The organism is Adonisia turfae CCMR0081, from assembly GCF_011009555.1.
Classification (GTDB): Bacteria; Cyanobacteriota; Cyanobacteriia; order Phormidesmidales; family Phormidesmidaceae; genus Leptothoe; species Leptothoe turfae.
On the sequence record NZ_QXHD01000004.1, the window covers coordinates 770,162 to 795,143 of the forward strand.

The 24,982-nt window shown below is 47.1% G+C and carries 18 protein-coding genes; 9 read left to right on the forward strand and 9 right to left on the reverse strand.

Annotation, left to right across the window (positions count from 1 at the left end; translation table 11 throughout):
* Positions 1-52: 52 nt before the first annotated feature.
* Positions 53-1,861 (reverse strand): EAL domain-containing response regulator, encoded by a 1,809-nt coding sequence (locus tag DXZ20_RS07625; protein WP_163697445.1) that lies wholly within the window; start codon positions 1,859-1,861, stop codon positions 53-55.
* 55 nt (positions 1,862-1,916) lie between these two features.
* Entirely contained in the window at positions 1,917-6,350 is a 4,434-nt protein-coding gene (locus DXZ20_RS07630; protein WP_163697447.1) for a PAS domain-containing protein, read from the reverse strand.
* Between the two features lie 237 nt (positions 6,351-6,587).
* On the opposite strand from DXZ20_RS07630, the gene DXZ20_RS07635 reads away from it, so the two are divergent.
* Positions 6,588-8,015, forward strand: a complete 1,428-nt coding sequence (locus tag DXZ20_RS07635; protein ID WP_163661015.1) for an ion transporter — start codon at positions 6,588-6,590, stop codon at positions 8,013-8,015.
* Here the strand turns inward: DXZ20_RS07635 and DXZ20_RS07640 are convergent.
* Positions 8,012-8,977, reverse strand: coding sequence for a Fic family protein (locus DXZ20_RS07640; RefSeq protein ID WP_250565671.1), 966 nt, complete (start codon positions 8,975-8,977; stop codon positions 8,012-8,014). The genes DXZ20_RS07635 and DXZ20_RS07640 overlap by 4 nt on opposite strands.
* A 434-nt stretch (positions 8,978-9,411) precedes the next feature.
* Between DXZ20_RS07640 and DXZ20_RS07645 the strand changes: the two genes are divergently transcribed.
* Together DXZ20_RS07645 and DXZ20_RS07650 are read left to right on the forward strand one after the other, a co-directional pair.
* The gene (locus DXZ20_RS07645) at positions 9,412-10,830 is read left to right on the forward strand and encodes a hypothetical protein (protein ID WP_163697449.1); all 1,419 of its coding nucleotides are present in this window, start codon (positions 9,412-9,414) and stop codon (positions 10,828-10,830) included.
* A gap of 302 nt (positions 10,831-11,132) precedes the next feature.
* On the forward strand, positions 11,133-11,615 hold the full coding sequence (locus tag DXZ20_RS07650; protein ID WP_163661021.1) for a TM2 domain-containing protein: 483 nt from the start codon (positions 11,133-11,135) through the stop codon (positions 11,613-11,615).
* A gap of 72 nt (positions 11,616-11,687) precedes the next feature.
* Here DXZ20_RS07650 and DXZ20_RS07655 read toward each other — a convergent pair whose 3' ends face one another.
* From DXZ20_RS07655 to DXZ20_RS07665, 3 genes are all read right to left on the reverse strand, one after another.
* Positions 11,688-12,362, reverse strand: a complete 675-nt coding sequence (locus DXZ20_RS07655) for an exopolysaccharide biosynthesis protein (protein ID WP_163661023.1) — start codon at positions 12,360-12,362, stop codon at positions 11,688-11,690.
* A 275-nt stretch (positions 12,363-12,637) separates the two neighbouring features.
* The gene (gene panB, locus DXZ20_RS07660) at positions 12,638-13,408 is read right to left on the reverse strand and encodes a 3-methyl-2-oxobutanoate hydroxymethyltransferase (RefSeq protein ID WP_163697451.1); all 771 of its coding nucleotides are present in this window, start codon (positions 13,406-13,408) and stop codon (positions 12,638-12,640) included.
* 180 nt (positions 13,409-13,588) lie between these two features.
* Positions 13,589-14,629, reverse strand: coding sequence for a two-component regulator propeller domain-containing protein (locus tag DXZ20_RS07665; RefSeq protein ID WP_163661025.1), 1,041 nt, complete (start codon positions 14,627-14,629; stop codon positions 13,589-13,591).
* Between the two features lie 546 nt (positions 14,630-15,175).
* Here DXZ20_RS07665 and DXZ20_RS07670 point away from each other — a divergent pair.
* The 3 genes from DXZ20_RS07670 to DXZ20_RS07680 all read left to right on the forward strand — a co-directional run bounded on the left by DXZ20_RS07670 (position 15,176) and on the right by DXZ20_RS07680 (position 17,552).
* The gene (locus DXZ20_RS07670; protein WP_163661027.1) at positions 15,176-16,606 is read left to right on the forward strand and encodes a form I ribulose bisphosphate carboxylase large subunit; all 1,431 of its coding nucleotides are present in this window, start codon (positions 15,176-15,178) and stop codon (positions 16,604-16,606) included.
* A gap of 174 nt (positions 16,607-16,780) precedes the next feature.
* Entirely contained in the window at positions 16,781-17,176 is a 396-nt protein-coding gene (rcbX, locus tag DXZ20_RS07675) for a RuBisCO chaperone RbcX (RefSeq protein ID WP_163661030.1), read from the forward strand.
* Positions 17,177-17,207: 31 nt separating this feature from the next.
* Entirely contained in the window at positions 17,208-17,552 is a 345-nt protein-coding gene (locus DXZ20_RS07680) for a ribulose bisphosphate carboxylase small subunit (protein ID WP_006517353.1), read from the forward strand.
* 260 nt (positions 17,553-17,812) lie between these two features.
* Here the strand turns inward: DXZ20_RS07680 and DXZ20_RS07685 are convergent, their stop codons facing one another.
* Both DXZ20_RS07685 and DXZ20_RS07690 read right to left on the reverse strand, forming a co-directional pair.
* Complete coding sequence (locus DXZ20_RS07685) at positions 17,813-18,400, reverse strand: hypothetical protein (protein ID WP_163661031.1); 588 nt, start codon at positions 18,398-18,400, stop codon at positions 17,813-17,815.
* 252 nt (positions 18,401-18,652) lie between these two features.
* Positions 18,653-19,582, reverse strand: a complete 930-nt coding sequence (locus DXZ20_RS07690) for a nucleoside hydrolase (protein ID WP_163697453.1) — start codon at positions 19,580-19,582, stop codon at positions 18,653-18,655.
* A 98-nt stretch (positions 19,583-19,680) separates the two neighbouring features.
* Between DXZ20_RS07690 and DXZ20_RS07695 the strand changes: the two genes are divergently transcribed.
* The 3 genes from DXZ20_RS07695 to nblS all read left to right on the forward strand — a co-directional run bounded on the left by DXZ20_RS07695 (position 19,681) and on the right by nblS (position 24,380).
* Positions 19,681-20,703, forward strand: a complete 1,023-nt coding sequence (locus DXZ20_RS07695) for an S-layer homology domain-containing protein (RefSeq protein WP_163661035.1) — start codon at positions 19,681-19,683, stop codon at positions 20,701-20,703.
* Positions 20,704-20,880: 177 nt separating this feature from the next.
* Positions 20,881-22,161: a phosphoribosylamine--glycine ligase gene (gene purD / locus DXZ20_RS07700; protein ID WP_163697455.1), complete on the forward strand. Its 1,281-nt coding sequence runs from the start codon at positions 20,881-20,883 to the stop codon at positions 22,159-22,161.
* A 191-nt stretch (positions 22,162-22,352) separates the two neighbouring features.
* A complete protein-coding gene (gene nblS, locus DXZ20_RS07705; RefSeq protein WP_163697457.1) occupies positions 22,353-24,380 on the forward strand; it encodes a two-component system sensor histidine kinase NblS in 2,028 nt (675 codons plus the stop codon).
* On the opposite strand, the gene DXZ20_RS07710 is transcribed toward nblS, so the two are convergent.
* A complete protein-coding gene (locus DXZ20_RS07710) occupies positions 24,377-24,757 on the reverse strand; it encodes a helix-turn-helix domain-containing protein (RefSeq protein WP_163697459.1) in 381 nt (126 codons plus the stop codon). The two genes, nblS and DXZ20_RS07710, sit on opposite strands and share 4 nt — an antisense overlap.
* Positions 24,758-24,982: the final 225 nt, after the last annotated feature.

Here is a 24,982-nt window from a genome sequence, read left to right on the forward strand (position 1 = left end):
ACCTTAAACCTATAATCATGAAATATGTGGAGATCAATGGCTTGCCTATTGCCTATAGCTGAGCCGTTATGGTTTTGCCATCGGCAGGTTTACCCCACAGATAGCCCTGCATATACTCACAACCTAAGGTTTCAAGGGTCGCTAGTTGGACTGAATTTTCAACGCCTTCGGCGGTTACACTCATGCCTAGCTCATGGGCTAAATTGACGATAGCCTTGATGACCTTCAGACCTTTCGTCGTATTGTTCATTTGGTGGATAAAGGAACGATCAATCTTTAAGTTTTCAATTTTTAAGCTGTATAGATAGCTGAGCGACGATGAGCCCGTACCAAAATCATCAATGCTCACCATAATTTGATAGCGCTTAAGCTTCTCTAAGGTGGCTAGAACAACGTCTGTTTTTTGCATGAGGCCATATTCAGTAACGTCAAAGGCAAGATTTTGATGATCAATTTGAGTTTCTCCTAATATGCGATCCAGATAGTCGATAAAGTCTCTTTGAGTTAGCTGCTGAGATGATATATTGACATGTAGCTTAAATGAAGAATGCAGTAAATTTTGCTCTTGCCATTCTTTGAGTTGTTGACAGGCATACCGCAGAACATAGCGGTCTAACTCAAGAATGAGTTCGGTTTCTTCTGCAACAGGAATAAATTCATCAGCACTCAATATGCCCCTTTGAGGATGATTCCAACGCACTAGAGCTTCTAAGCCATTCAGATAATTGTCTGCCAAAGAGATAATAGGGTGATAAACAAGGATTAACTCTTGGTTATGCAACGCTCTATGCAACTCATTTTGCACTTCAAAGAAGGAGAATGTACGTTGATGCATACCAGAATTAAAGATCTCTATTCTACCAGCACCTTCAGCTTGAGCCTGAGATAATGCAGTGGCTGCATCTCTCAATATATGAGTAGCCTGTTGATATTTATGGGAGTGTAGAACAATACCAACCTCAATTTGTCCATAGATTAAGTGATTGCTGATGTGGAAAGGGTACGTAACTTCTCGCTGTAATTGTTCTGCAAATTGAGTAATTTGTTCCTCACTCCGAAAGGCCTCAATTAAAATAGCAAATGTATCTTCTCCAAAGTTTGCCAATAGAGAACCTGGCCAGGTTATTGTCTCTAAGCGACTCTTAATCGCTACAATGAGCTGGTCTACAGCTTGGTGCCCAAGGGAATTTTTAACTAGCTGTAGTTTGTTATATTTAAGCAAAATGACGGCCAGTCTTTGGGTTGGGTTAGACTGTGCTTGTGTGAATGATTGTTGTAATCGCTGAGTTAGCAAAACTCTATTAGGCAACCCAGTAATGCTATTATGGGTTGCCATATGTACGAGTTCTTCTTGCATGCGTAACCGTTCACCAATTTCTTTCTCTAGCTGAGCGGTACGTTGCATGACCCGTTGTTCCAATTGAGAGTTGAGCTTTTGGATTTCAGATTGGGCAGCACGTAATTTTAGATGATTGTCAATTCGGGCTAGTAGTTCTTCCGCTTGAAATGGTTTGGGAATATAGTCCACGCCTCCTAGATCAAAGGCTTTGACTTTCTCATCAGTTTGATCTAAGGCACTCAGAAAAATGACAGGAATCTCTTGAGTTATTGGATTTGCTTTGAGCAGGCGGCAGACCTCATAGCCATCCATTCCAGGCATTTTAATATCTAAGAGAATCAGGTCTGGCTGGGCTGCCTTAGCAATTTTGAGCGCGACCTCGCCGTTGATGGCACTGCGTACTTTGTACCCCTGCTGAGTCAACACTGTAGATAAAAAATCTAGATTGGGGGGGACATCGTCCACCACTAAGATATCGCCGCAGGGTAAAGGATTTAGTGATGCATCTGAGGGTTGGGTCATTATGCTCAAAATTAAGGAGAGTGATTCAATATAGTCAGCACTGTGATAGAAGAGTTTAGGGTTCGAAGGCTTGTCTTGATGAGGTCGTCAATTCAGTAATCAGGTCACAGCGAAATCCTTTGACTAATTTAGTCAGTGCTTCTACTAATTGATCTTCAGGTATTGGGATTTCATCAATGAGCTGAGCAACCCATTCTGCATCGGCTAAGCTAGATGCCTCATGGAGTTGATGTAGCCACTCTTTTGGCTGTTTAGATAGCTGTTCGACAATGATGTGATGCTGGTTATCAGATGACAGTCTAGGGAAATTCTGGGTGTGTTGATGTTCATAAATGTACTGTACTCCGAGGTGTTGCTGCAGTTTTTGAAAAATAATGCTATCTCTGAAGGGTTTGCGCACAAAATCGTCACAGCCCACCGATAAGACCATCTGTTTTTCACTCTCTAGAGCGCTAGCAGTGAGGGCAATAATGACTGTTGCTTGCCCTTGTAGACTAGTGCGGATGCGCTGAGTCGCTTCGTAGCCATCCATCACAGGCATACGCATGTCCATCCAAATTAGGTGAGGCTGCCATTTTTGCCAAATTTGCAGGGCTTCTTGGCCATTTGTAGCTGCTCTTACCTTGAAGCCAACGGGCTCTAACAGTTGCATGAGCAGGGTTCGACTCGCCCACTTATCTTCCACAATTAAAACGCGATAGCTCGGTTGGTTGGGTGCAAGACAAATTACCGTTGAGCTGCTCTCATCTTCCTCAATATCTAGAATATCGACGGGAGTGACTGGGAGGTTAAATCGAAAAATACTACCTTGTCCTGGTGTACTTTGGACAGATATATGACCGCCTAAGAGTTCAATATAGGTTTTGCTGATGGCCAGACCCAACCCCGTTCCCCCTTGAGACTGACGACCAATATCAGTTTGATAAAAAGCGTCAAAAAGATACTGGAGCTGTTTAGGGTCAATCCCTGAACCAGTATCTTGGACCTCAATGGAAAGGTGATTTTTGCCGGAAATCGTTAACGTAATACTGCCACTGTTGGTAAATTTAACAGCATTACCCAATAAATTAATGAGGATTTGTCGTAACTTGGCTTCATCAGTTTCTATATATTGGGGTACTTCAATCGCGCATTCACACGTTAAATTTAGTCCTTTTGCGCCAGCTTTTTCTTGAAACATGGTTGCTAGTGAATGCAGTAACTGATGCAGGTCAAAGGGTTGCGCGTTAATGCTAATGTGACCAGCCTCAATCTTTGACATGTCGAGGACGTCGTTGATAAGGGTAAGTAGATGATCACCGCTATGTTGAATGACGTCTAAATGCTGTGCAGAGTCTTGCAGAAAGCGCTCAGGCCCATATTTAAGGGTACGCTGCATAACTTGAACAAAGCCTAGAATGGCATTGAGAGGCGTGCGTAACTCATGGCTCATACTGGCCAGGAATTCACTTTTGACCTGGCTGGCTTGCTGGGCTGCTTGAATTGCGGTCTCTAATGCAATATTTTGTTGCGCAAGTTCTTCTTGCTGGGCATGTTCTTGTTCTAGGAGACGTGCCTGGGTAATCGCGATACCAACTTGGGCGGCAACAGATTCTAGCAGCTCAATTTCCCAAGATAACCACGCCCGTTGACGGTCACACTGATGGATTTCAATGACTCCATTGGGAGGCCCTTGATAGGATGATGTGCGAATAGCCAGCATGGATTTAGTGTGTAGCTGCTCCCACGTTGACTGTTCCTGTTCAAGCAGAGACGTCTGGGTAACATCGTCAATAGCTAAAGCGTTTTCCTGGGACAGCACCACCTGAATGTAAGGGCTTTGGAGAGTCGAAATTTTAAAGGCTTTTTGGGAAATGTAGTCGGGAATCAGATATTCGGCAACAGTGTGTAACTGTGGAGTAGGTGTATCGGTATAGAGATGAAAACAACAGCGACTGACGCCAAATGCCAGGCCAATTTCATCTACGGTTGTTTGATAGGTTTTTAGGGTATCGAGGCTTTGACGTATAGCATTGCTGATTTTCGTCTGTAGCTGTTCGCTTTGAACTTGTTGAGCAAGGGCAGCTTCAATCGATTTGCGTTCTGTGATATTTAAGGTGGTGGCTATAATCCGGTGAGTTTTTCCTTGGCTGTCTTTTAATGGTGTCAGGGTTGTTAACCACCAGTTCCATTGATCATTGATATATAGCTCCTCTTCAAAGGTGAGGGGTGCGCCAAAATCAGCACAGTGCTGATACTTCTGAGTAAGTTCGACAGCTGTTTCTGGGGAGAAGAGTTCTTCTGGAGTAGAGTTAATCAACGATTTTCTCCGAGCACCGGACATACGCTCAACCGTAGCATTGGAGTCTACATAGCGAAATTTTTTGTAACCTAATACATCGACGACAAAAATCCCTGCTTCTACACCATTGTAAATACTGCGAAGAAACTGCTCTTGTTGGAGAATAATCGCTTCGTTGCGTTTGCGATCGCTAATATCCGTATGGGAGCCCACCATGCGGATGGCCGTGCCATCAGTATCCCAGAGGGCTTGACCACGATCTAAAATCCACTTGTATTGTCCATTTTTGCAACGAAGACGGTATTCTTCGCTAAAGAAAGGTGTGTCCTGATCTAGATGAGCCTGGCCTGCTTTGAGAACTCGCTCTCGATCCTCTGGATGCAGACGACTCTCCCATTCATCTCGGCTATGGGCAATCTCATGCTCACCATAGCCCAACATTGCTTTCCATCGTAGGGAATAGAAAATTTTACCTGCAGCAATATTCCAGTCCCAAATTCCGTCATTATTACCTTTTAGAGCCAGTTGCCAGCGTTCTTCACTCTGACGCAGTTTTTCTTGTTCAGCAATGCGATCGCTAATATCATTACCAATGACGAGAACACAGGCGCTATCTTGGAAATAAATAATTGCAGCAGACAGTAAAATTGTTTTGATTTCTCCCAATGCATTTTGGACTCGCCATTCCTGGTTACGCAACCTACCTTTGACCAATTCTTGACGAAATACACCTCGGGTTTGCGGCGGAATCCAAATGTTTAATTCTCTGCTGGTGCGTCCGACAATGTTCTCCCTGGGTAGCCCCATGAGCTCTACGAAGCGATCGTTAACTTTGATGTAACGGCCTTCATCTAGAGTGCTCAAGGTAATGGCATTAGGGCTGAGTTGAAACGCCTTGGCAAACGTCTCTTCTGAACGCTGTAGAGCCTGAGTACGCTGGTCAACTAAGTCTTCAAGGTGCTGTGAATATGTTTTTAGTTGCGATCGCGAGTTTTCTAAGCTTCCTTTCATGCGATTAAAACTACTGATCAATACATTGAGTTCTTGGATATGAGAGGGCACAATACCCTTCCGAGCATCACCTTTAGCCAGAGACTGGGTGGCGAATCCAAGTTGTTGTATAGGTCGATTAATCCACCGAGCGATCAGCAAACTGACACCGCTAGAAATCCCCATCGCCAATAGAGATAGGACTATCGTATTACGGCTGTTCGCATGAATTTGCGTTGTAAAATTGGCTTCAGGTAATAGAGAGACCCCTAGCCACTCTAGATTATGGTTATCAAAAAATGGTGTAACCTGTACCCAATATTTTGTCTCCTGAACTCGACATTTGAACTGCCTTGTACCCTGAATTGGACCACTCGTTTCTAATTCTTTCAGGGTGTATTCAATGGTTTTCTGAATGAGCTCGTTATGTTGTACCTGCGCAGATGAGATGGATATGTCATTATCTTCTAACAAAGTACGGTTTTCAGAACTAACCAGCACCTTACCATCCATATCCATGATAAACATGGCACTGGAATGACTGGTTTGAAAACGCTCTACAAATTTTGTGAGGGCCTCCAGGGAAAAATCTGCACCGAGCACCCCTTGTAATGTTTTGTCATCATCCAGATAGGGACGTACAAAGCTGATGCCTAATTTAGGCGATGGATCTTCAAAATCGTACACATTGGTCCATCGAGCTTGCTGGTGCCTGATGGCTGTTTTGTACCAGGGGCGCTGGCGTGGATCATAGGATATGTTTAATTGAGCTGGCTCTAATTGACCATCGGTTGTCACTGAAAAAATCTTGACAAATTCATTTGAACTACGATCTTTGATTGCTAATTCCAAGCTGCTATCTGGTAGTTTATTAAGCTCTACATAGTGACCGTTAATATCGCCATAGTAGATATAAGTGACATCTGGAAAGCGTTGTATTTGTCGAAATAAATGAGGAAACCAGCTTTTTAAATTTTGAGGATCCAACTGCTGTAGCTCTAGGGAATCTAGATTTTCCTGGGTTACTAGCGGTGGAATCGCTGTGTAGGCTTCTAATTTATGTTGAAAATGTTCTCCTGTTTCGTGGAGTAGATGATAGGCCAATGTTTCTACAGATGCTTGGCCGTTTCGATGGGCAAGCCACCCTGTGATCGTTGTGACAACAACGACCTGCGTGATTAACGGAATCGCAATCAGTGATCTTAGCGTTAGTTTCACTGGCGAGCAGCTCAGTAAGAATACCTAAGGACTAAGCATAACGATTGATCTGTGTAAATGCATCACGATGGGTTATAAGCATTTGCCGAGCACCACCATAGGTAATCTCTCGATCTTCGACCTATGGCTAATAAAACAACGTTATTTTTTGCAGTTTCAGGAAATATCCTAGCCAATAGTCGAAGCTTGTAGTCTCTCGGGTATGCTGGATGCCATTCACCTATTTGATCGAGTTGTATGAGTGGCCGTGTTCGCCAGACGTCATGTCTAAAAGAACATATTGATCGCTTCATCCATGCCCCGCAAACTGAAATTGCCCTGGTAGCCTTGATTTTGCTATCGGTATTTTTGGTCGTGGTTGAGGTGGTACTGGATACTCGCGGGCTGTCTACCCGATGGGTTAGCCATCTTCAGGCTGGGCTGACGAGCATTTTTATGCTGGAACTAAGCTGCCGTTATTGGATAGCGCGGAAAAAACAGCGGTTTTGGCGTAATTACTGGCTTGATATCCTGGCTACTATGCCAATGATCACGGCGTTTCGTCTGCTGCGGTTGCTGCGGTTGCTGCGGTTGTTGCGGGCGGGGATTTTGCTGAATCGCAGTTTGGGGCGGTTGTCGAGTGCGATCGCGGCCAGTCTAGGCATTCAAATTGGCGTATTTATGGTGATTGGCTTGATTGTGCTCACAGGGGGTCTGGCCATCTACCTATTTGAAGAGCCCTACAATCCGCGCATTGAAAGCCTGCGAGACTCCATGTGGTGGAGCATTTTATCCTTAGTTGCCGGAGAACCAATTGGCGGTGATCCACAAACGGATATTGGGCGCATAATTGCCCTCGTTGTCATGATGGGCGGACTGACCACATTTGCTGTCTTTACCGGTGTCGTCTCTGCTGTGATGATGCGCAAACTAGAAACTTTTATGGACTTCAAAGCCTTGGAAATTGATGAACTGCGGGGCCACATTGTAATTTGCGGCTGGAATCGAGGTGGGCATTTAATCGTGGAAGAGTTGTTGGCCGATGGGATAAATCGCTGTGCGGTCGTGATTGTGGCCGAAGCAACCGATGAACCGGCTCAGGCTCTTAACCATCTCAATGCTTCTCAGCTTTACTTTTATGCTGAGGATTACACCAAGATTGATATCCTCGAAACGGTTGGGATTATTCATGCTTCCAGGGCAATTTTATTGGCCGATGCCACCCATCCGCGTACAGACCAAGACCGAGATGCCCGTACAGTTTTGGCTGCTCTGACCATCGAAAAATTGAATCCTTCTATCTATACTTGTGCGCAGTTGTTGGATCGCCGTAATGATGTGCAGCTTAAGCTGGCTGGTGTTGATGATGTGATTGTTACAGAGGAAGTATCAAGCCATCTAATTGCCACATCTGCCCGAAATCAGGGTTCTGTAGAGGCTCTTTCGGAGTTGTTGACGGTGCAAAGTGGCAATCAAATTTATGAGATCCAGGTTCCAACTGATTGGATTGGTAAACAGTATTGGGCATTAGCTCAAGTTCTTAAGCAACAATCTGATGCATTGTTGTTGGCCATAGAGTCGGTCAAACAAGATAAACGAACTACTCAGGTGAATCCTCCAGCGGAATTAGTGTTAAACAAAGAAGATCGGCTAGTGATTATTGCAAGAGAAAGTCCTAGATTTTAATCGAAGATAATATCGATGACTCCTAAGGCAAAGAAATACTTAGGACGTTTATTGTTTTCTGATTCAGTTAAGATCCCTACTTGAACTAACCGATCAATATCTTGTCTAGCTGTGTTGTATGCCACATCACACATATTAGCGTGATAGGGTACGGAAATGACGGGTGCTTTGAACAGGTGTTCTATAACCTTATTAAGCCTAATACTGACACCTTGTTCATCTAGCAACGCCATATACTCATCCCTCAATTTGAGCAAGGCCTCAAAACGTATAACTGAGTCTTTCGCTTGTTCAATAGTGCCACGTAGACAAAAGTCTAGCCAAGCGAGCCAATTTCCCTGTGAACTTACTTGAAATAAGAGACTTGTATATTCATCTTTATACTTGTCAAAGAAAGCACTGAGGTATAACCAAGGCTTACTAAGTCCACATAGTTGATAAATCATTAACGACAATAAAAGTCTGCCAACTCGTCCATGGCCATCTGTAAAAGGATGAATAGCCTCAAATTGATAATGAACCATGAAGCAAAAAAGCAGAGGTTGTATTTTTGGAGAAATCTGAATTTGTGTTTCTAGTACCTTGAGACAAGGATCAACCTCATAAACAGGTGGTGGTATATATCTTTTAGTTGAGCCAATATGAACTTGAATTCGCCTAAAGCGACCAGGTTCTTTATGTGAACCTCTAACACCCTCCAAGAGAATTTGGTGCATTTGTCGAATTAAGTTACGAGAAATCGGCCAACCTTTTTCTATGGCTGCAAAGCCTAGGTCCAAAGCTCTATTATAGTTGGCAACTTCCTGTGAGGCACTAAGTGGATCCTGCGCTGAAGTGGGCTGCTTAGGATCAATTTCAAATAGCAATAACTGTTTAGCTGTTGTGTAAGTTCCTTCCAAACTAGAGGATCGAAGAGCTTCTCTCCGTTGCAGAGGTTGAAGTAAGAGCTCATAGTTTTTCATGGTTTTTCCAATCCCATCTAACCTTGCTAATGCTTCTCGAGCGTCAGCTAAGACTGGCCACCAAAGCTTTGTCGGTATTCCCAATAATCTGGTAACGGCGCAGGAATAAAAGCTCAATCTTGATGTCCATCAACAATCAGCTCAATTAATTGACCAGGGGCATTATCAGCGAAAACAGCTTTATCCATTGCACTTAATGACCCAAAATTGAAATCCGTTCCCATCAATTTCAATTTCGGACTAAAAAATGAAACTCATTTCTGTGACTCTCATTTTTGACCTTAAAACTGAAATTCATATTTTTTGTCCTATGACAAGGTTTGACTGTGGTGAGGTATCAAGCGTAGTCAAATCGTTGCATTTTCTGTAACCCGACCCCATGCCATTGAATCCCTTTATATGCTGAGCATAACGAATACAAGGAAGGCAGATAAATGGCTAAGCGGCTTTGGTTATTAGGATTGGGGGCAATGGCAATGATGGGCATGACCTATCAAGCTGAGGCAAATTTATCCTCTGAGCCAGCTGAATTGCTAGCTAACGTATCTAATGTGCCAGTTTCTGGACCGGAGAAGGCACCTCGTATTGTGCGGCGACAACAGTTTGAAGATTATCGTCAAGTCATTGAGCGCACCCGGTCAATGATTTATGACCAGAGTAGCCAAACCCTGGCAGACCGCTGGGGGCTAGATATCCTCGACGTTACTTGGGAAGATACTGGGCGTTATGACAATTCTGCAGTTGGTCCTAACATCAGCGATATGACCATTCAGGTCCAACAACAAGATCCTGATACAGGAGAATATTCGCTGCACCTGATGCCCGTCATCCGCTATCCGAATTTTGCGGATCTCACAGGTGATGTTCCTATAGATCAGTTTTATGTGCTTACCGGTAACGAAAAAGGTGAGGATTTAGAACGGGTCTCCTTAGAAGATGTACTTGAAAATTTGCGTAGCTATTTGAGTGAGCCAGATTCGTGGGCTGGCACAGAGAAATCCCTTTTAGCAGATCGTGACAGTCATGTCTTGGTGAGTGCTCAAGCAGCATTCTTACCCATTCCCCAAGGCGACGAAGCAACTTTTAACCCTGTTTTATTTAACTACCAGTCTTACCCGGGTGATCCGGCTGTGCTCACATTGCTGGTGACCCGAGAAGGCACCAGCGCCACTGTAATTGATAACCAGCGTGATGGCTTTGACGCCGGACATACCTGGGGACAACGTTTATTTTTCAATCAAAATGGCGAGCGTGCTAGTCTCACGGGCCAGCGGCTCAGCGATTTTCAGATTGATACCAGTAGCGATACCGAGCCAACCAATGAGCAACCTGTGAACACTGATGCAGACAAGGCAGGGCTCAACATGGTCATGCTTATTCAGGTACCCCTCAAACAAAAACAGCCTTTTATGTCCGCTGCACCGATGGCTGGAACCATGATGCTGGAATCAGCGGCTATGGACTCAATGGAGCGTAGTAGCAATGTAGAGGCTGCCGTTATCGGTCATGGTGAAGTCGAAGGTCCGTTCACCGAAATCGATAACCTTGAGATCGAACGAGATCCTAATTTCCCAATTCGCGTCACCGTCCAGTTTTACAAAGCCACCAGCAATGGCGTTGTCTCTGCTGATGATATGCGCGAAATTCATGAACAAATCCAAAAAGTCTATGATGAGGCCGACTATGTAGGCAGCCTGGTCTTAGATGGTCGTCAAGGTCGCCCTACTGAGTATGAGGGCGACCACACTCAGCCGGATGATTGGTGGGAGAAGTTTTGGCAGCATTCTCGCGAACGTTTGGATATGAGTGAAGAAGAAGCGAGAGAGCTTTGGGAAAGGTTGCGAGAAGAATAAATTTTGAGTGCTTATCCCAAGTCCGAATACATTCAACCCAATTAAAAATAGACAATCTTGTAGGGGCACGCCCTTGTGGATGCCCTTCGATATCGGATGTTATCAGTCAGGATTGCATATTAGTTTTGAGTTGATATCCTTGCACTAAGTCTGAACCAACTAAAGAGCATCAACTCAAAATTCCAACCTCAAAATTCAAAGTTTTCTCTAGCTCGGTTCGGTCAACCCGAACGAATCTTTATGGACGCTCTCAGTTTTCCTTTTGTAAGCTGGAAGCACTAGACCCCCTACTTAGTTGAGCTATGTCTGCTATCGTGCCTTCCCAGCAAGTTCAAAATCGTAAAATTGCGAGTTATTTTTTGTGGGCTGGCGCTTTTTTAGGCATATTTGGGCTACATCGACTCTACAACGGCAAAATTACGTCCGGCGTCATCTGGATGTGTACTTTAGGTTTCTTTGGAATTGGTCAGTTTGTTGACCTGTTTCTAATTTCAGATATGGCAGAAAAACGACAGCGACAGCTTGTGGATGACCACCCATCCAACTTTGATCTACAGCCTGCTGTTGCCGCTGAAGTTAGCCAAGATCCGCTAGCGGTGAAACTGTTGCGTTTAGCTAAGCTGCACGGTGGCCAGATTACGGTGACCCAGGCTGTGATGGATACGGGTCAATCTTTTGAAGCTATCGAAACGGAGCTCACAGCGATGGTTAAATCTGGCTATGCTGACATTACCAACCGCCCTGATTCAGGGGTTATCGTTTATGAGTTTCCAGAATTGATGTGAGATTACGGCAGAGTGCTGTAGGCAATCTTTTGGTGATTGTCTTAAGTCACATCATGCAACTGTCGTTTTCATTTACTGACCAAAAATAAGGCCTTTGACCCAATCTTTGCCTTGATCAACAACCTCGGCACCCAAAAAGAAGATACTTCCCACTAGACCCACGGCCAGGGTGCAAAGTGTCAGGCCTGCCAAACTAATTGCTCCGTCATCATCGAGTAGGCCAAACCCAATCACAAAAATGCCAATGGCAGGCAAGGTGTTAGTGCCGGGGATGGGAATCATCATGCACATTGACATTAGTGCGATCGCAATTCCCAACACCATACGACCCACAGGGCTTGTGCAGATAATGGACAGTCTAGGGCGCGATACCGCCTCAATCTTCTGTAGCCAGGGCAATCCCTTCGTGATGAAGCCCGCCACCTTAGTGCGCTCAAATCCTCTGTTCATCCACTTTTCTGGCAGCCAGGGCTTTTCTCGACCCACTATCAGCTGCACTGCCAACCAGAGCATAACAATGCCAAATGGAATCGAGTAGCCCGGTGCTGGCACAGGCAAGGCTGAGGGCAGTGAGAGCAGTACAAATAAAAAACCAAAAGTACGCTCTCCCCCCAGGGTGAGTAATTCCTTTAAGGTGACATCTAAACGTGATGTAGCTGCCGCCGCTGCTGCTTGTTCATGGGGTGTTGGCGTCAGCGAGGGAGCATCTAAAAAGTAGCGCTGAAGTTCAGCGGACAGTTTAGCCATAGTAAATAAATTTAGAAGTTACTTATAAGAGTTTCGCCAACGTTAGCGCAGGTCTGGGGAAGTTTAAGGTCTGAGTTTTAAAGTTTGAGTTTTCCATCACTCTTACTAATTTTTTCCTCCCCAAGGAAAGGATTATGCCCATGGGTCATTAAGTGCTCCCAAACGCACCATATCTCAGCCCATTTGACTGAGCCAACGAACGCTAGGTTCCACCGATGTCTTAGCCAGCTTAGCGGCATATGGCAATCCCTGGGAAGTCACCCCCCGATGACGGCTTATGGAGTTTGGCGGACCTGGTTACAAAATTGTTGGACAGCATTGATGGCTTGCGATCGCAAATCTGCCAGCGGTTGAGCAAACGGTGGTTGCCATTCCGATAGTCCCCACAGGTCTGAGGTAACCAACACCTGACCATCGCAGTGTGGCCCAGCCCCAATGCCAATGGTAGGAATTCCTAACGTTTGGGTGATAGCCTTAGCCACATCCTGCGGTATATGCTCCAGCACAATGGCAAATGCACCTGCCCGCTCTAACGCTTGAGCCTCTTGCAAAATGCGCTCAGCCTCTTTAGCGGTTTTACCTTGTTTACGAAAGCCCCCAAACTGATGCACTGACTGGGGTGTCAAGCCCACATGCCCCATGACAGGAATACCAATTTGGGTCAACCGTGCCACCGTTGCCGCCATCGCCGGATGACCGCCTTCTAACTTCACTCCCTGGGTGCCAGTTTCTTTCATCACCTTGCCAGCAGTCACCAGAGCCTGTTCTGGGCTGACCTGGTAGCTTAAAAACGGCAGATCCACCACCATAAATGCATTGGATAACCCACGACGCACCGCCTTGGCATGGTGAATAATCTCATCCAACGTTAGAGGCACCGTAGTTTCGTACCCCAGCACAGGCATTGCCAGGGAGTCACCCACTAACGCAATATCTACCCCAGCGGCATCCACCAGCTGAGCGGATAGATAATCCCAGGCCGTAAGTGCTGCTATGGCACGTCCCTCCTGCTTCCAACGATTTATTTGAGAAACCGTTATGGTCATGGCTAATCACCGTAGTCACGTATTACCGGAGGATGGCTGCACCATCGCCTCTACTACAATTAGGCCACAACTAGACCGTTTCGGGGGTAACGGCATTTTCTTGCTTTGGAAGAATAGAAAATGTCGTCAAGGGATTGGCTAAAAGGGTTAGAGGGGCTTCTGGTTAGCTTATGGTGCTAATCAGGGTTGGTTGGTAAACATCTCATGGGTATTGGCTCTGCCTGTGGTCAAACTTACCCAAGCCAAACCTTCTGTTGTACCCACCCAAAGTTTGTCACTGACGTCTGTTGCCAACGAGAGGACATTGCCTGAGGGTAAGTTGGGCACCTGGCTGACAATGGCACCGTTATAAGGATTGAGCTTAAACAATCCGTTTTCAGTCCCTGCCCAAAGGGTATGGGTTGTATCAAAGGCAATGTCGGTAACGCTTTTGCCTTCCATTTGCGTCACAGAGCGCAGCAGAGCCCCCGTTTTACCATCAAAGACAAATAAACCTTGGGATGTACCCACCCATATTTGTCCTTGCGGTCCCGTTGCGATCGCTCGGACAGAACGACCTGGGATATTAGAAACCTGATTCAAAATAAAGGCTGATGCCGTATCCACCCGCACCAACCCCGATAGGGTTCCCACCCATAACTGTCCATCCTGATCAACAGCCAACGCATTTGCACTGGTACCTGGCAGCTCTTGCAGGGTGGTCATCAACAGACCTCGATCAGGACTGACCATCGCCAAACCTTGATCGGTCCCTACCCACAAAAAACCACGACCATCAATGGCCATGTCCAACACCCGATTAGACGGTAATCGAAAGTTTTGTGCAGTGATTTGATTAATGCGAGGGTCAACCCTGACAAGACCGTTAAACGTGCCTAGCCAAATACGCCCCACCCGATCTTGAGCCATCGCATCAATAAACCGGTTGGGTACATTGACCCGAGACTGAATCACGCCCGTTGCTGGATTAATACGAGCCAGCCCCTGGTGGGAGCCCACCCAGAGACTCCCCGTAAAGTCTGACTGCAGCGCCCCCACCCGAAAGTCAGTTGCCAGAGGATTGCGTTGATAAGGGCGATCAGACGGCAGTGGCACAGCTCGCGGCGGCGGGTCTGTATATATAGGGGTCCCAGTCGATTCTTGCGCCCTAACCGGCATGCCAGCACTCCACAACAGTGTTGCGCCTACGGTCAGCTGAATCAATTGCTTAACAGAAATCACAGTGACGTCTCCCTACAGACCATGGGTTTATCTCTCCTGCAACATATGGCAGCAGGTAACTTGATGCTTTTGATAGCGTGCCCAAGGATTTGTGTCAACTCTAGCCGTTCCAGACAGGGCATTGTTCACCAATAAATCTAAAAAATTCATTAGAGAATAAAAGACTTTCTTAATCTCCGTGGGACATTACCTCCAAAAGATGCTAGGCATAATCTGCCTGGCTAGCAAAACCTCTATATGCTGCATTAATAGACGTATCTTTCGAAAACTTAATGATATGGAACGTAGATTCATAAATAAAAATTATGAATCTATACAGAAGTTCCAAAACAGAACTTATCAGATCGCTGATAGTATTCTTTAAAGAATTAGGTAGTTGTTTGCTGCCTAACCATAAGGAGAACAGTCAATTTGGCTGTCTAGCAGTGTTTGCTGCTCGATACGATTTTCGAACTCAGTTAACTCAGTCAAACAGCGGCAGACCGCCCTATCTGGGAATTGCAAGAGTTCGTAAGCCATCTAGTTTGATTCACAGGAAAGGGAGATATGTCTTACTCTCAGACGTCGACGCAGTCGAAGGCTGGCTATAGTGCTGGTGTAAAGGATTACAAACTTACCTATTACACTCCGGACTACACGCCCAAAGATACTGATATTCTGGCCGCATTCCGGATGACCCCTCAGCCTGGGGTTCCTCCTGAAGAGTGTGCAGCTGCTGTAGCTGCAGAATCTTCCACCGGTACTTGGACCACTGTATGGACCGACCTTTTAACCGACATGGATCGGTACAAGGGTCGTTGCTATGACATTGAGCCCGTACCTGGTGAAGATAACCAGTACATTTGCTACGTTGCTTATCCTCTGGACCTATTTGAGGAAGGCTCCGTTACTAACTTGCTTACTTCTCTTGTAGGTAACGTATTCGGCTTTAAGGCTCTGCGTGCTCTACGTCTGGAAGACTTACGCATTCCGGTTGCTTACCTCAAGACATTCCAGGGACCTCCCCACGGTATTCAGGTTGAGCGCGACAAGCTGAATAAGTATGGTCGTCCTCTACTTGGTTGCACCATTAAGCCCAAGCTCGGTCTATCCGCTAAGAACTATGGCCGTGCGGTTTATGAGTGCTTGCGTGGTGGTCTTGACTTCACTAAGGATGACGAAAACATTAACTCTCAGCCTTTCCAGCGCTGGCGCGATCGCTTCTTGTTCTGTGCCGATGCCATTAGCAAGGCGCAAGCAGAGACTGGCGAAATCAAGGGTCACTACCTGAACGTAACTGCTGGCACTTGTGAAGAGATGCTGAAGCGCGCTGAGTTCGCCAAAGAACTCGGTCAGCCCATCGTCATGCATGACTTCCTGACGGGTGGCTTTACTGCTAACACGACTCTGGCTCACTGGTGTCGCGACAACGGTCTCCTACTGCACATCCACCGTGCGATGCACGCAGTAATCGACCGTCAGAAGAACCACGGTATTCACTTCCGGGTTCTGGCTAAGTGCTTGCGGATGTCCGGTGGTGACCACATCCACACCGGTACTGTTGTCGGTAAGCTTGAGGGTGACCGCGCTGGTACCCTTGGTTTCGTAGACCTACTGCGTGAAAACTATGTAGAGCAAGACAAGTCTCGTGGTGTTTACTTCACTCAAGACTGGGCTTCCATGGGTGGCGTAATGGCTGTTGCTTCCGGTGGTATCCACGTATGGCACATGCCTGCTCTGGTTGAAATCTTCGGCGACGACTCCGTTCTTCAGTTCGGTGGTGGTACGTTGGGTCACCCTTGGGGTAATGCTCCTGGTGCAACTGCTAACCGTGTTGCCCTTGAAGCTTGTGTTCAGGCTCGTAACGAAGGCCGTAACCTGGCTCGCGAAGGTGGCGACATCATCCGTGAAGCTTGCAAGTGGTCTCCTGAGCTGGCTGCAGCTTGCGAACTTTGGAAGGAAATCAAGTTTGAGTTCGACACTGTGGACACCCTCTAACTAGAGACACTCTCTAACTAGAGACACCCTCTAATTGCCATAGCTAGAGCAGTGGTCATTGCGATTAAGGGCGATTGCTAATCCGTTAGCAATGCCAATATCAAAACTGCTGCTCTGGTTACTGCATCAGCTGTTTCAAGCTGCTTTAATGCCTGTGATGCATTGAGCTCACCCATGGATATAAAGCGAATTGCAAAAGATACGGCTAAGACGCTGACAAGCTATCTAACCTATCAAGCGGTTCGAATAGTCATGGGGCAGTTGCGAGAAACAAACTTGCCTCGCTCCTATTGGTTCAATGAGTTTGCAACTCGAGATAAGTTACAGGATGGTGAAGCCTTTATTGCTTCGCTCATGCAGGAAAATGCAGATCTCGCGCTTCGAGTTATGACTGTTCGTCAGCACCTCGCGGAAGAAGTGACTGAATTTCTCCCAGAGATGGTCGTGACGGGCATTCAGCAAGCAAACATTGAGCATCGTAAGCGACATTTAGAGCGCATTACTCAAATGAGTTCTGATGATTTTCACAGCGAAGCTGATGCGGGTGATAGGGATTCTCAGTCTGACTAAACCGTTGTAAACCGATACTGACGAGTAGATTATGAAAACTCTGCCCAAAGAGCGTCGTTACGAAACGCTGTCTTACCTCCCTCCTTTGACTGATGCTCAGATCGAGCGTCAGATTCAGTACGTACTTGAGCAAGGTTACTTCCCTGCCATTGAGTTCAACGAAGATTCTGATCCGACTGCTTACTACTGGACCATGTGGAAGCTGCCTTTGTTTAACGCAAGCAGCACTCGTGAAGTCCTAGACGAAGTGCAGGCTTGTCGTTCTGAGTACCCCGATTGCTTTGTTCGTGTTGTTGGATTTGACAACGTGAAGCAGTGCCAAATCCTTAGCTTCATCGTTCATAAGCCTGGTTCTGGCAGCAGCTACCGCTACTAAGCTTTTGGGTATAGCCGGTAGGCTTGTATCCTAATTGATTATTGAAAAAGCGGAAGGAATATATTCCTTCCGCTTTTTTGCTTGTAAAGTTCGGACTTGAAATTTTCTAGCCTTTGTTTCTGATGATCATTACCTGAATGACTTGGTTAACCAAATTTTCGGGTCACTCTAATGAGCTAAATAGACTGCTCAAGAGAGCTGCTGCTGCTTCGCTTACTTGACCATCTGCTAGTACTACATCAGTTGCAATCACATAATAGTTATATCTTTATGTCGCTAGGTTCGGCGGTAGCGGCAATAATGCGATGACAGCCTGATTCCGGGTAAGCCCAGCCACAATAGCATTCTTTGGGATTGCCCCAACATAGACCCAGGTATAGCTCGCAGCGAGTGGCGCTAATATCGGCCCATTCCGTTTCTTTGATATAGCTTTCAACGGTGGCGGCATCAATTTCTACAGGATCATGACCTGCTGCCCACAGTCTTAACCCTTCACTGGAAGTCCGCCAGAATTCAATAATGGTCGTTTTAGCAGCGGCTAGGGTTGCTTTATCGGCTGGAATTGCCGCTAGGTTTGGATGAATTTCTGGTAGTCGAATAGTTTGACCCTTGAATGTGCAGGGATGCCACACGAGGCCAGATACATTGTGTTCTCGTTGGTACTGATGAATCTGATCGCGAAAATCTTTAAGGGCAAAGACTTTACTTAGTTTTTCAGCGCCAATAGCTTTAGAGACTACGGGATTGGCTAAGCGATCATCAGTGGATAGTAATACGCGTTCTCCGCGCCAGGCGGCCTTGAGTTCTTGATCGAGGATGTCGATAAGTTCCTGAGTGGTATAGGTCATTACTCTACCGGGCGGCTTGATGGCATTTTAGCAATCGTTCCTGGTTGGCGCAGTAAAGTAAAGGACTTTGTTCAAGTATTGATGATTAATTGGGAAGTGGACAATAGGATGTAGGGGCTGCCCATTGTGGGTGCCCTGGGCCAGCAGACCATAGGATATAGGGGCTGTCCTTGTGGGTGTACCTGGGCTAGCGGGCAATCAGGGACCTCCCCTTGTGGGTGCCCTGGGCCAGCAGATAATGGGGAATTGGGATTATAGTGTGGCTAAGGATTTTATGAGCAAGTCGTATATGCTGGCCGTATTGACAGAGGCGGCTACATCTACATTAGGTGCTTTACCAGTGCGCTCCCACCAGTCAATAACGGTACGACCCATATTTTCAGGGCTGGTCGTGTCGACGGTTGTATAGGTAGGCCGAAACGTAAATAGTTCGGGGTTTAATAAGTAGGCGATCACACATGGATCGTGCAAAGGCGCGCCGTTCATCCCATAGCGTTCAACATCAGGGGTGCCGTAGTGGGCAAGCAGATCAGCGACAGTATGACCCACGGGGGTATGGAGTTCTCTGAAGCTTTTGAGGCGCTCAGGTGTGGTAAGTACCTGATGGGTGGTGTCGAGGGTAATCAACTTGATGGGAATGCCGGATGCGAAGACGACCTGGGCAGCATGGGGATCGACATAGATATTAAACTCAGCACCAGGCGTCATGTTGCCGTGGGTAATGGCACCGCCCATGGCAATAATTGTGTCGATTTTGTTGGTGATTTGAGGTGCTTGGATCAGGGCAACGGCAATATTGGTCAATGGTCCCAGGGTGGCCAGGGTGATCGGTGCTGATGCTTGTTGCAGGGTCTCGATTAAAAATGCAACAGCGTGTTGCACCATTAGTGGCTGTTGAGGGGTAGGTAGCTCTGTCCCTTGTAAACCAGTGGCTCCATGGACATCAATGGCAGTGGATAAGGGCCTGAGCATGGGACGAGGGCAGCCTGCGTAGACAGGAATGTCTGCATGGGCTAACGCGCAAATCTTGAGGGCGTTTTGGCTGGTGTAGTGTAGCGGGACGTTGCCCGCGACGGTGGTAATGCCAAGAATATTGAATGCTGCGGGATGGGCGATCGCCAGTAGGAGTGCGATCGCATCATCCACTCCAGGATCGCAGTCAATAATCAGCGGACGTGCCATGGAAGAAACCCAAAGAAGGAGGTGTCCCTAGCCTAGCCTGCCATGTATTTGATCAGATACGCTAGCGTGGTAACGCAGCTTCTAGGGAGCTTAGTGGAATGCAATACCTTCCTCAGCACATCGTCAAATCCTTGGGTTTTGTCCTGTGCTTGTTTTTAGCCAGTTGCGAAGGCAGTCAGTTGGGAGATTCATTAGAAAAGAATCTGGAGCCTGACCCACGCCTAGTGGAGGAAGAAACGGCTACGAACGAGACAGCTAGCACACCAGGGACAACTGCCACTCCAGCGGATCCAAATGAAGCTGAACCAGCGGAGGAGGAGGCTGCAACCAGTAACCAACCTGAAGGACCGGAGTCTGAGACGCCGGTAACCCCCACATTTACCCAAACAAGCTACATCGATATTGGAGAAGCTCCAGAAGAATTGCAACAGTATATCGAGGATTTAGTGGCTCTGGATGTGCTGATGCTGATTGATGTTAAGGCAGATGACAATATTGAACGCGACCCCAATGAGTTTTTGCCAAACCAAGTGATCACACGGCGGGAATATGCCCGTTGGCTGTTGGCGGTCAACAATAAGTTCTATAGCGACCAGCGCGCCAAAAAAATTCGCCCCGCTGTAGAAAGTGCTCAACCAACGTTTCAAGATGTGGGTAAAACCAATATTGATTTTGCAGCGATTCAAGGCTTGGCGGAGGCAGGGATTATCCCCAGCCCGCTGAATGGCAGCACTACGGTTGTAAAGTTTCGACCTGATGCTCCTCTAACGCGCAAAGATCTGATTCTTTGGAAAGTCCCGTTAGATACCCGAGCGGCATTACCAGCGGCTACGGCTACGGCTGTGACAGAGGCTTGGGGCTTTCAAGATGCTGGCAAAATTGAGCCTACAGTCCTCAAGGCTGTCCTGACTGACCATAGCAATGGAGAATTTGCCAATATCCGTCGAGCCCTTGGATACACCACGCTCTTCCAGCCCGATAAAGCAGTCACTCGCGCTGAGGCGGCAGCGGTGCTGTGGCGGTTTGGGAACAGCACCGAAGGTATCACCGCTACAGACGTTTTGACCTCAGCAGAAAATCAGAGTAATAGTGAGGAACAGGATATAGAGACTGCTGAATAAATACCTAGTAATGCACTTGGTAATGCAGACTTCATATATATTACCAAGTGTATTGAGATAGGGGTATGCCATCGAATGTCCCAAATCTCCAGCGGAAACAGGAACATTACAACCTTTTCCCAATACGCCCATGACATGGGAAAATGAAGCCCGTTTATTTTGTCAGGAAAAAACGTTGTGAAGGCCATTGTAATTGGTAGTGGTGGGCGTGAGCACGCCATGGCATGGACATTGTTACAGTCACCCAATGTGAGTGGAGTAGTGTGCATTCCAGGCAATGGTGGGACGGCCACATTGGCTGGCTGTAGTAATTTGGCGATGTCTGTAGATGATGTCGAGGGGATTGCACGGTTTTCCCTGGTGCAGAATATTGGTCTGGTGGCCATTGGTCCAGAGCAACCCCTAGCGGATGGTGTAGCAGATGGCCTGAGGGCTCAGGGAATTACTGTATTTGGCCCCAATCAAGATGGGGCACAGCTGGAAGCCAGTAAGGCCTGGGCAAAAGCACTGATGCAGGAAGCGGGTATACCGACCGCAGCAAGTTCTGTGTTTGATAATGGTGAAGCGGCCACTGCCTATGTCGAGGAACAAGGGGCTCCCATTGTCATCAAGGCAGATGGATTGGCTGCGGGGAAAGGCGTGACTGTCGCCATGACTCTGGAGGAGGCTAAAGATGCGATCGCATCCATATTTAGCGGTCAGTTTGGTACAGCGGGCAAACAAGTAGTCATCGAAGAATTTCTGACAGGCCAGGAGGCATCAGTATTGGCCGTCACCGACGGCATCACCATTCGTCCCCTGATGCCTGCCCAGGACCATAAGCAGATAGGCGAAGGCGATACAGGCCCTAATACTGGCGGTATGGGTGCCTATGCGCCCACTCCTGTTGTCCCCTCTGCCCTATTAGAGCGCATTCAGGCTGAAGTGCTAGAACCGACGGTACAGGCGCTGAGAAACCGAGGCATTGACTACCGTGGCGTCGTATATGCCGGACTGATGATTACCCCCACAGGCGACCTCAAAGTTATTGAGTTTAACTGTCGCTTTGGTGACCCTGAAACCCAGGTGGTGCTTCCCCTGTTAAATACGCCCCTAGACAAGATCATGCTGGCCTGCTGTGAGCAGCGCCTAGAGGAACTCCCCCCATTTGAGTGGAAGTCTGGTTATGCGGCTTGTGTAGTGTTGGCGGCTGATGGTTATCCTGGCAAATATCCTAAGGGCATGACCATTGATGGTATCGATGCCGCTACCGATACGGGTGCCATGGTATTCCATGCGGGAACTCAGTTAGACAAAGGAACCCTCAAATCCAACGGTGGGCGCATTCTAGGGGTGACAGCATTAGGTGACACGTTTGGAGATGCGATCGCAAACGCCTATGTTGCAGCCGAAGCCATTCAGTTTGATAATGCCTACTATCGGCGAGATATCGGCCATAGGGTTAGAGATCAGTTTTAAATTACGAGTTTTGAATTGTGAGCGGCTTGCCTGAGAGACTCTATCTGATGCGTATCTGCTCACCGTTCACCCAAAACTCAGCACTCAAAACTCAAAACGTCCATCCCTGCCGTTCCATGTCCCCATGCCCCACTCCACCCGTCATTTTGGGATTCATGTCACAATACTGTTGAGCGGTTTATGTAGGTTGAATGGTAGAGCTGTTTCAAACAATTCGCACTCTAATCGCTGACTGGTGGAAAGACTTTACCCTCCAGACGCGTTTAATGGCGGCGGCCACCTTGGTTGTATCTCTGATTATGAGCAGCCTCACCTTTTGGGCCGTAAATACGATCCAGCTCGATGCCCGTTTGAATGACACCCGTTTTGGTCGTGACTTAGGCTTATTGCTAGCTTCAAATACAGCCCCCTTGGTCCAATCGCAGCAGCTTGATGAGCTGGCCCTATTCTCCCGGCGGTTTATGGAGAGCACATCGAGCATTCGCTATATGCTCTATGCCAATCCAGAGGGCTATATCTTTTTTGGTATTCCCTATTCTGATTCGGCGGTGCAAAACTCTCTTACCCTCAGCCGCCGTATGCAGCTGCCAGAGAATTATGTCAAGAGTGTTGATCTGCCCATGGTGCGTCAGCATCTCACCCCTGCTGGCGAAGTCACTGATGTCTTTGTCCCACTTAAAGTCAAAGGCAATTACCTCGGTGTCCTAGCGTTAGGGATTAATCCTAATCCGACGGTGGTGGCATCTTCCCACCTCACACGTGATGTCACCATTGCTGTATTTGTGTGCATTTGGGTGATGGTGATTTTGGGAGCAGTGTTTAATGCGCTGACCATTACTCAGCCCATTAAAGAACTCTTAACCGGTGTGAAAAACATTGCTGCCGGTAACTTTAAGCAGCGGATCGATCTCTCCCGAGGTGGAGACGAGTTGGGTGAGCTAATTCAAAGCTTTAACTACATGGCAGAGCGCCTGGAGCGCTATGAAGAACAGAATATTGAAGAACTCACTGCTGAGAAAGCCAAGTTAGAGCGTCTTGTATCTACCATCGCTGACGGTGCAATTTTGATCGATGCCAACATGGAGGTGGTGCTTGCCAATACGGCAGCTAGTCGTATTTTTGGCTGGGACGCTCACCTACCACCGGACGGTAATGTGTTACAGCATCTTCCCACAGAGGTGAGGGCACAGATGACCCGCCCACTATATCAGGCTGCTAAGGGGGACTCATCTGAAAGCCAAGAATTTCGCATTGCCCTGACTGAACCTACGAGTCGTACCATTCGCGTATTACTGAACTCCGTGTTGGATCAGTCGGGTGAAACGGTTAAAGGTATTGCCCTCACAATTCAGGATATTACCCGAGAGGTTGCCTTAAATGCGGCCAAGAGCCAGTTTATTAGCAACATTTCCCATGAGTTACGGACGCCGTTGTTCAACATCAAATCGTTCATTGAAACTCTCTATGAGTATGGTGATGATTTGTCTGACCGCGAGCGCCAGGAGTTTTTAGAGACCGCTAATCATGAAACTGATCGCCTGACACGTCTGGTGAATGACGTGTTAGATCTTTCACGGTTGGAGTCGAATCGTCGCTATCAGTTTTCGGCGTTGGATATTCATCAACCCATTGAACAGATCCTGCGCACCTATCAGCTCAACGCTAAGGATAAAGGAATAGAGCTGATTCAAGAAATTGAAGAAGGTCTGCCACCGGTGCGAGGCAACTACGATTTAATGTTGCAGGTGTTTGGTAACTTAGTGGGGAATGGACTGAAGTTTTCTACAGCGGGGGGCTGTGTGGCCATTCGTGCCTATCGTGCGCCATCGGCGGTTGATCACCCAGACTTTACTGACAGTGTCCGCATCGAAATTTCCGATACCGGTATTGGCATTGCACCTGAAGATCAAGATGCAATCTTTGATCGTTTCTATCGTGTAGAAAATCGCGTTCATACGCTAGAAGGTACTGGGTTAGGCCTTTCTATCGTTAAAAACATTATTGCCAAGCACAACAGTAAGATGCGTTTAGTCAGTGAAGTGGGTATTGGTACCACCTTCTGGTTTGACTTAGCCATGTATGAGGCTCCACGCGTACAACCTAGGTCAGAGTCAGACCTAGAATCTGTTGCTAATCAAGAAGATGGAAACGCCGAAGCAGCCACGGGCAGCGAGATTTCCCCAGTAGCTGCTAAGGCCACCCCCAAGGAATCGGCTTAGCCAACCAACCAATTGATCAGCAACGGTCCAACGCCTCGTTCACGGGCCGAAAAATTGGCCTGATTTAACCATTTAGTGTTCACCGGAGCAGGTTGTACTGCAAGATCATTTGCGATCGCTACACCATCCAACCCCAAAGACTGTGCATATTGTTTGAGAAATCCCTGTACATAAATTGCTTCTGGCAACTGCATCCAATTGCCAGTTTCGATGGCACGCAATTGCTTGGGTTGAATATGCGTACGTTGTGCCACCTGTAGCAATGACAGTCCTTGTTGTGTACGTACTGCTTTTAAGTATTGCCCCACTTGCTTTAACTGATGATCAGAACACTCCAGAACTTGAGACCTATCTATAACCCTAGGAAAAACGCTCATTGCTCTACATATAGATACAACACACCTGTTGGTAGTGTATTGATCCTACTTTTCTGAATCAAGCCGTTAGCTTGCTATTTTTGATACACAGACTATGGATTAGATAGGTGCGCCTTCGCAGTCCACAATATTTTTTGACTTAAGACTAATTGACAAATGCTTGGTTCTAGGGAGTTTCAGCGATGACATGAAATACTCGGCCTCAAAAAACTGCTTTTAAGTCAT

What these genes read in the sequence shown, in the direction of transcription:
- panB (WP_163697451.1), bottom strand. Translation starts at nt 13,408, where the DNA reads ATGACCATAACGGTTTCTCAAATAAATCGTTGGAAGCAGGAGGGACGT.
- DXZ20_RS07650 (WP_163661021.1), top strand. Translation starts at nt 11,133, where the DNA reads ATGTCTGCTATCGTGCCTTCCCAGCAAGTTCAAAATCGTAAAATTGCG.
- DXZ20_RS07690 (WP_163697453.1), bottom strand. Translation starts at nt 19,582, where the DNA reads ATGGCACGTCCGCTGATTATTGACTGCGATCCTGGAGTGGATGATGCG.
- DXZ20_RS07670 (WP_163661027.1), top strand. Translation starts at nt 15,176, where the DNA reads ATGTCTTACTCTCAGACGTCGACGCAGTCGAAGGCTGGCTATAGTGCT.
- rcbX (WP_163661030.1), top strand. Translation starts at nt 16,781, where the DNA reads ATGGATATAAAGCGAATTGCAAAAGATACGGCTAAGACGCTGACAAGC.
- DXZ20_RS07640 (WP_250565671.1), bottom strand. Translation starts at nt 8,977, where the DNA reads ATGAAAAACTATGAGCTCTTACTTCAACCTCTGCAACGGAGAGAAGCT.
- DXZ20_RS07685 (WP_163661031.1), bottom strand. Translation starts at nt 18,400, where the DNA reads ATGACCTATACCACTCAGGAACTTATCGACATCCTCGATCAAGAACTC.
- DXZ20_RS07680 (WP_006517353.1), top strand. Translation starts at nt 17,208, where the DNA reads ATGAAAACTCTGCCCAAAGAGCGTCGTTACGAAACGCTGTCTTACCTC.
- DXZ20_RS07710 (WP_163697459.1), bottom strand. Translation starts at nt 24,757, where the DNA reads ATGAGCGTTTTTCCTAGGGTTATAGATAGGTCTCAAGTTCTGGAGTGT.
- DXZ20_RS07645 (WP_163697449.1), top strand. Translation starts at nt 9,412, where the DNA reads ATGGCTAAGCGGCTTTGGTTATTAGGATTGGGGGCAATGGCAATGATG.
- DXZ20_RS07635 (WP_163661015.1), top strand. Translation starts at nt 6,588, where the DNA reads ATGAGTGGCCGTGTTCGCCAGACGTCATGTCTAAAAGAACATATTGAT.
- DXZ20_RS07655 (WP_163661023.1), bottom strand. Translation starts at nt 12,362, where the DNA reads ATGGCTAAACTGTCCGCTGAACTTCAGCGCTACTTTTTAGATGCTCCC.
- nblS (WP_163697457.1), top strand. Translation starts at nt 22,353, where the DNA reads ATGGTAGAGCTGTTTCAAACAATTCGCACTCTAATCGCTGACTGGTGG.
- DXZ20_RS07695 (WP_163661035.1), top strand. Translation starts at nt 19,681, where the DNA reads ATGCAATACCTTCCTCAGCACATCGTCAAATCCTTGGGTTTTGTCCTG.
- DXZ20_RS07625 (WP_163697445.1), bottom strand. Translation starts at nt 1,861, where the DNA reads ATGACCCAACCCTCAGATGCATCACTAAATCCTTTACCCTGCGGCGAT.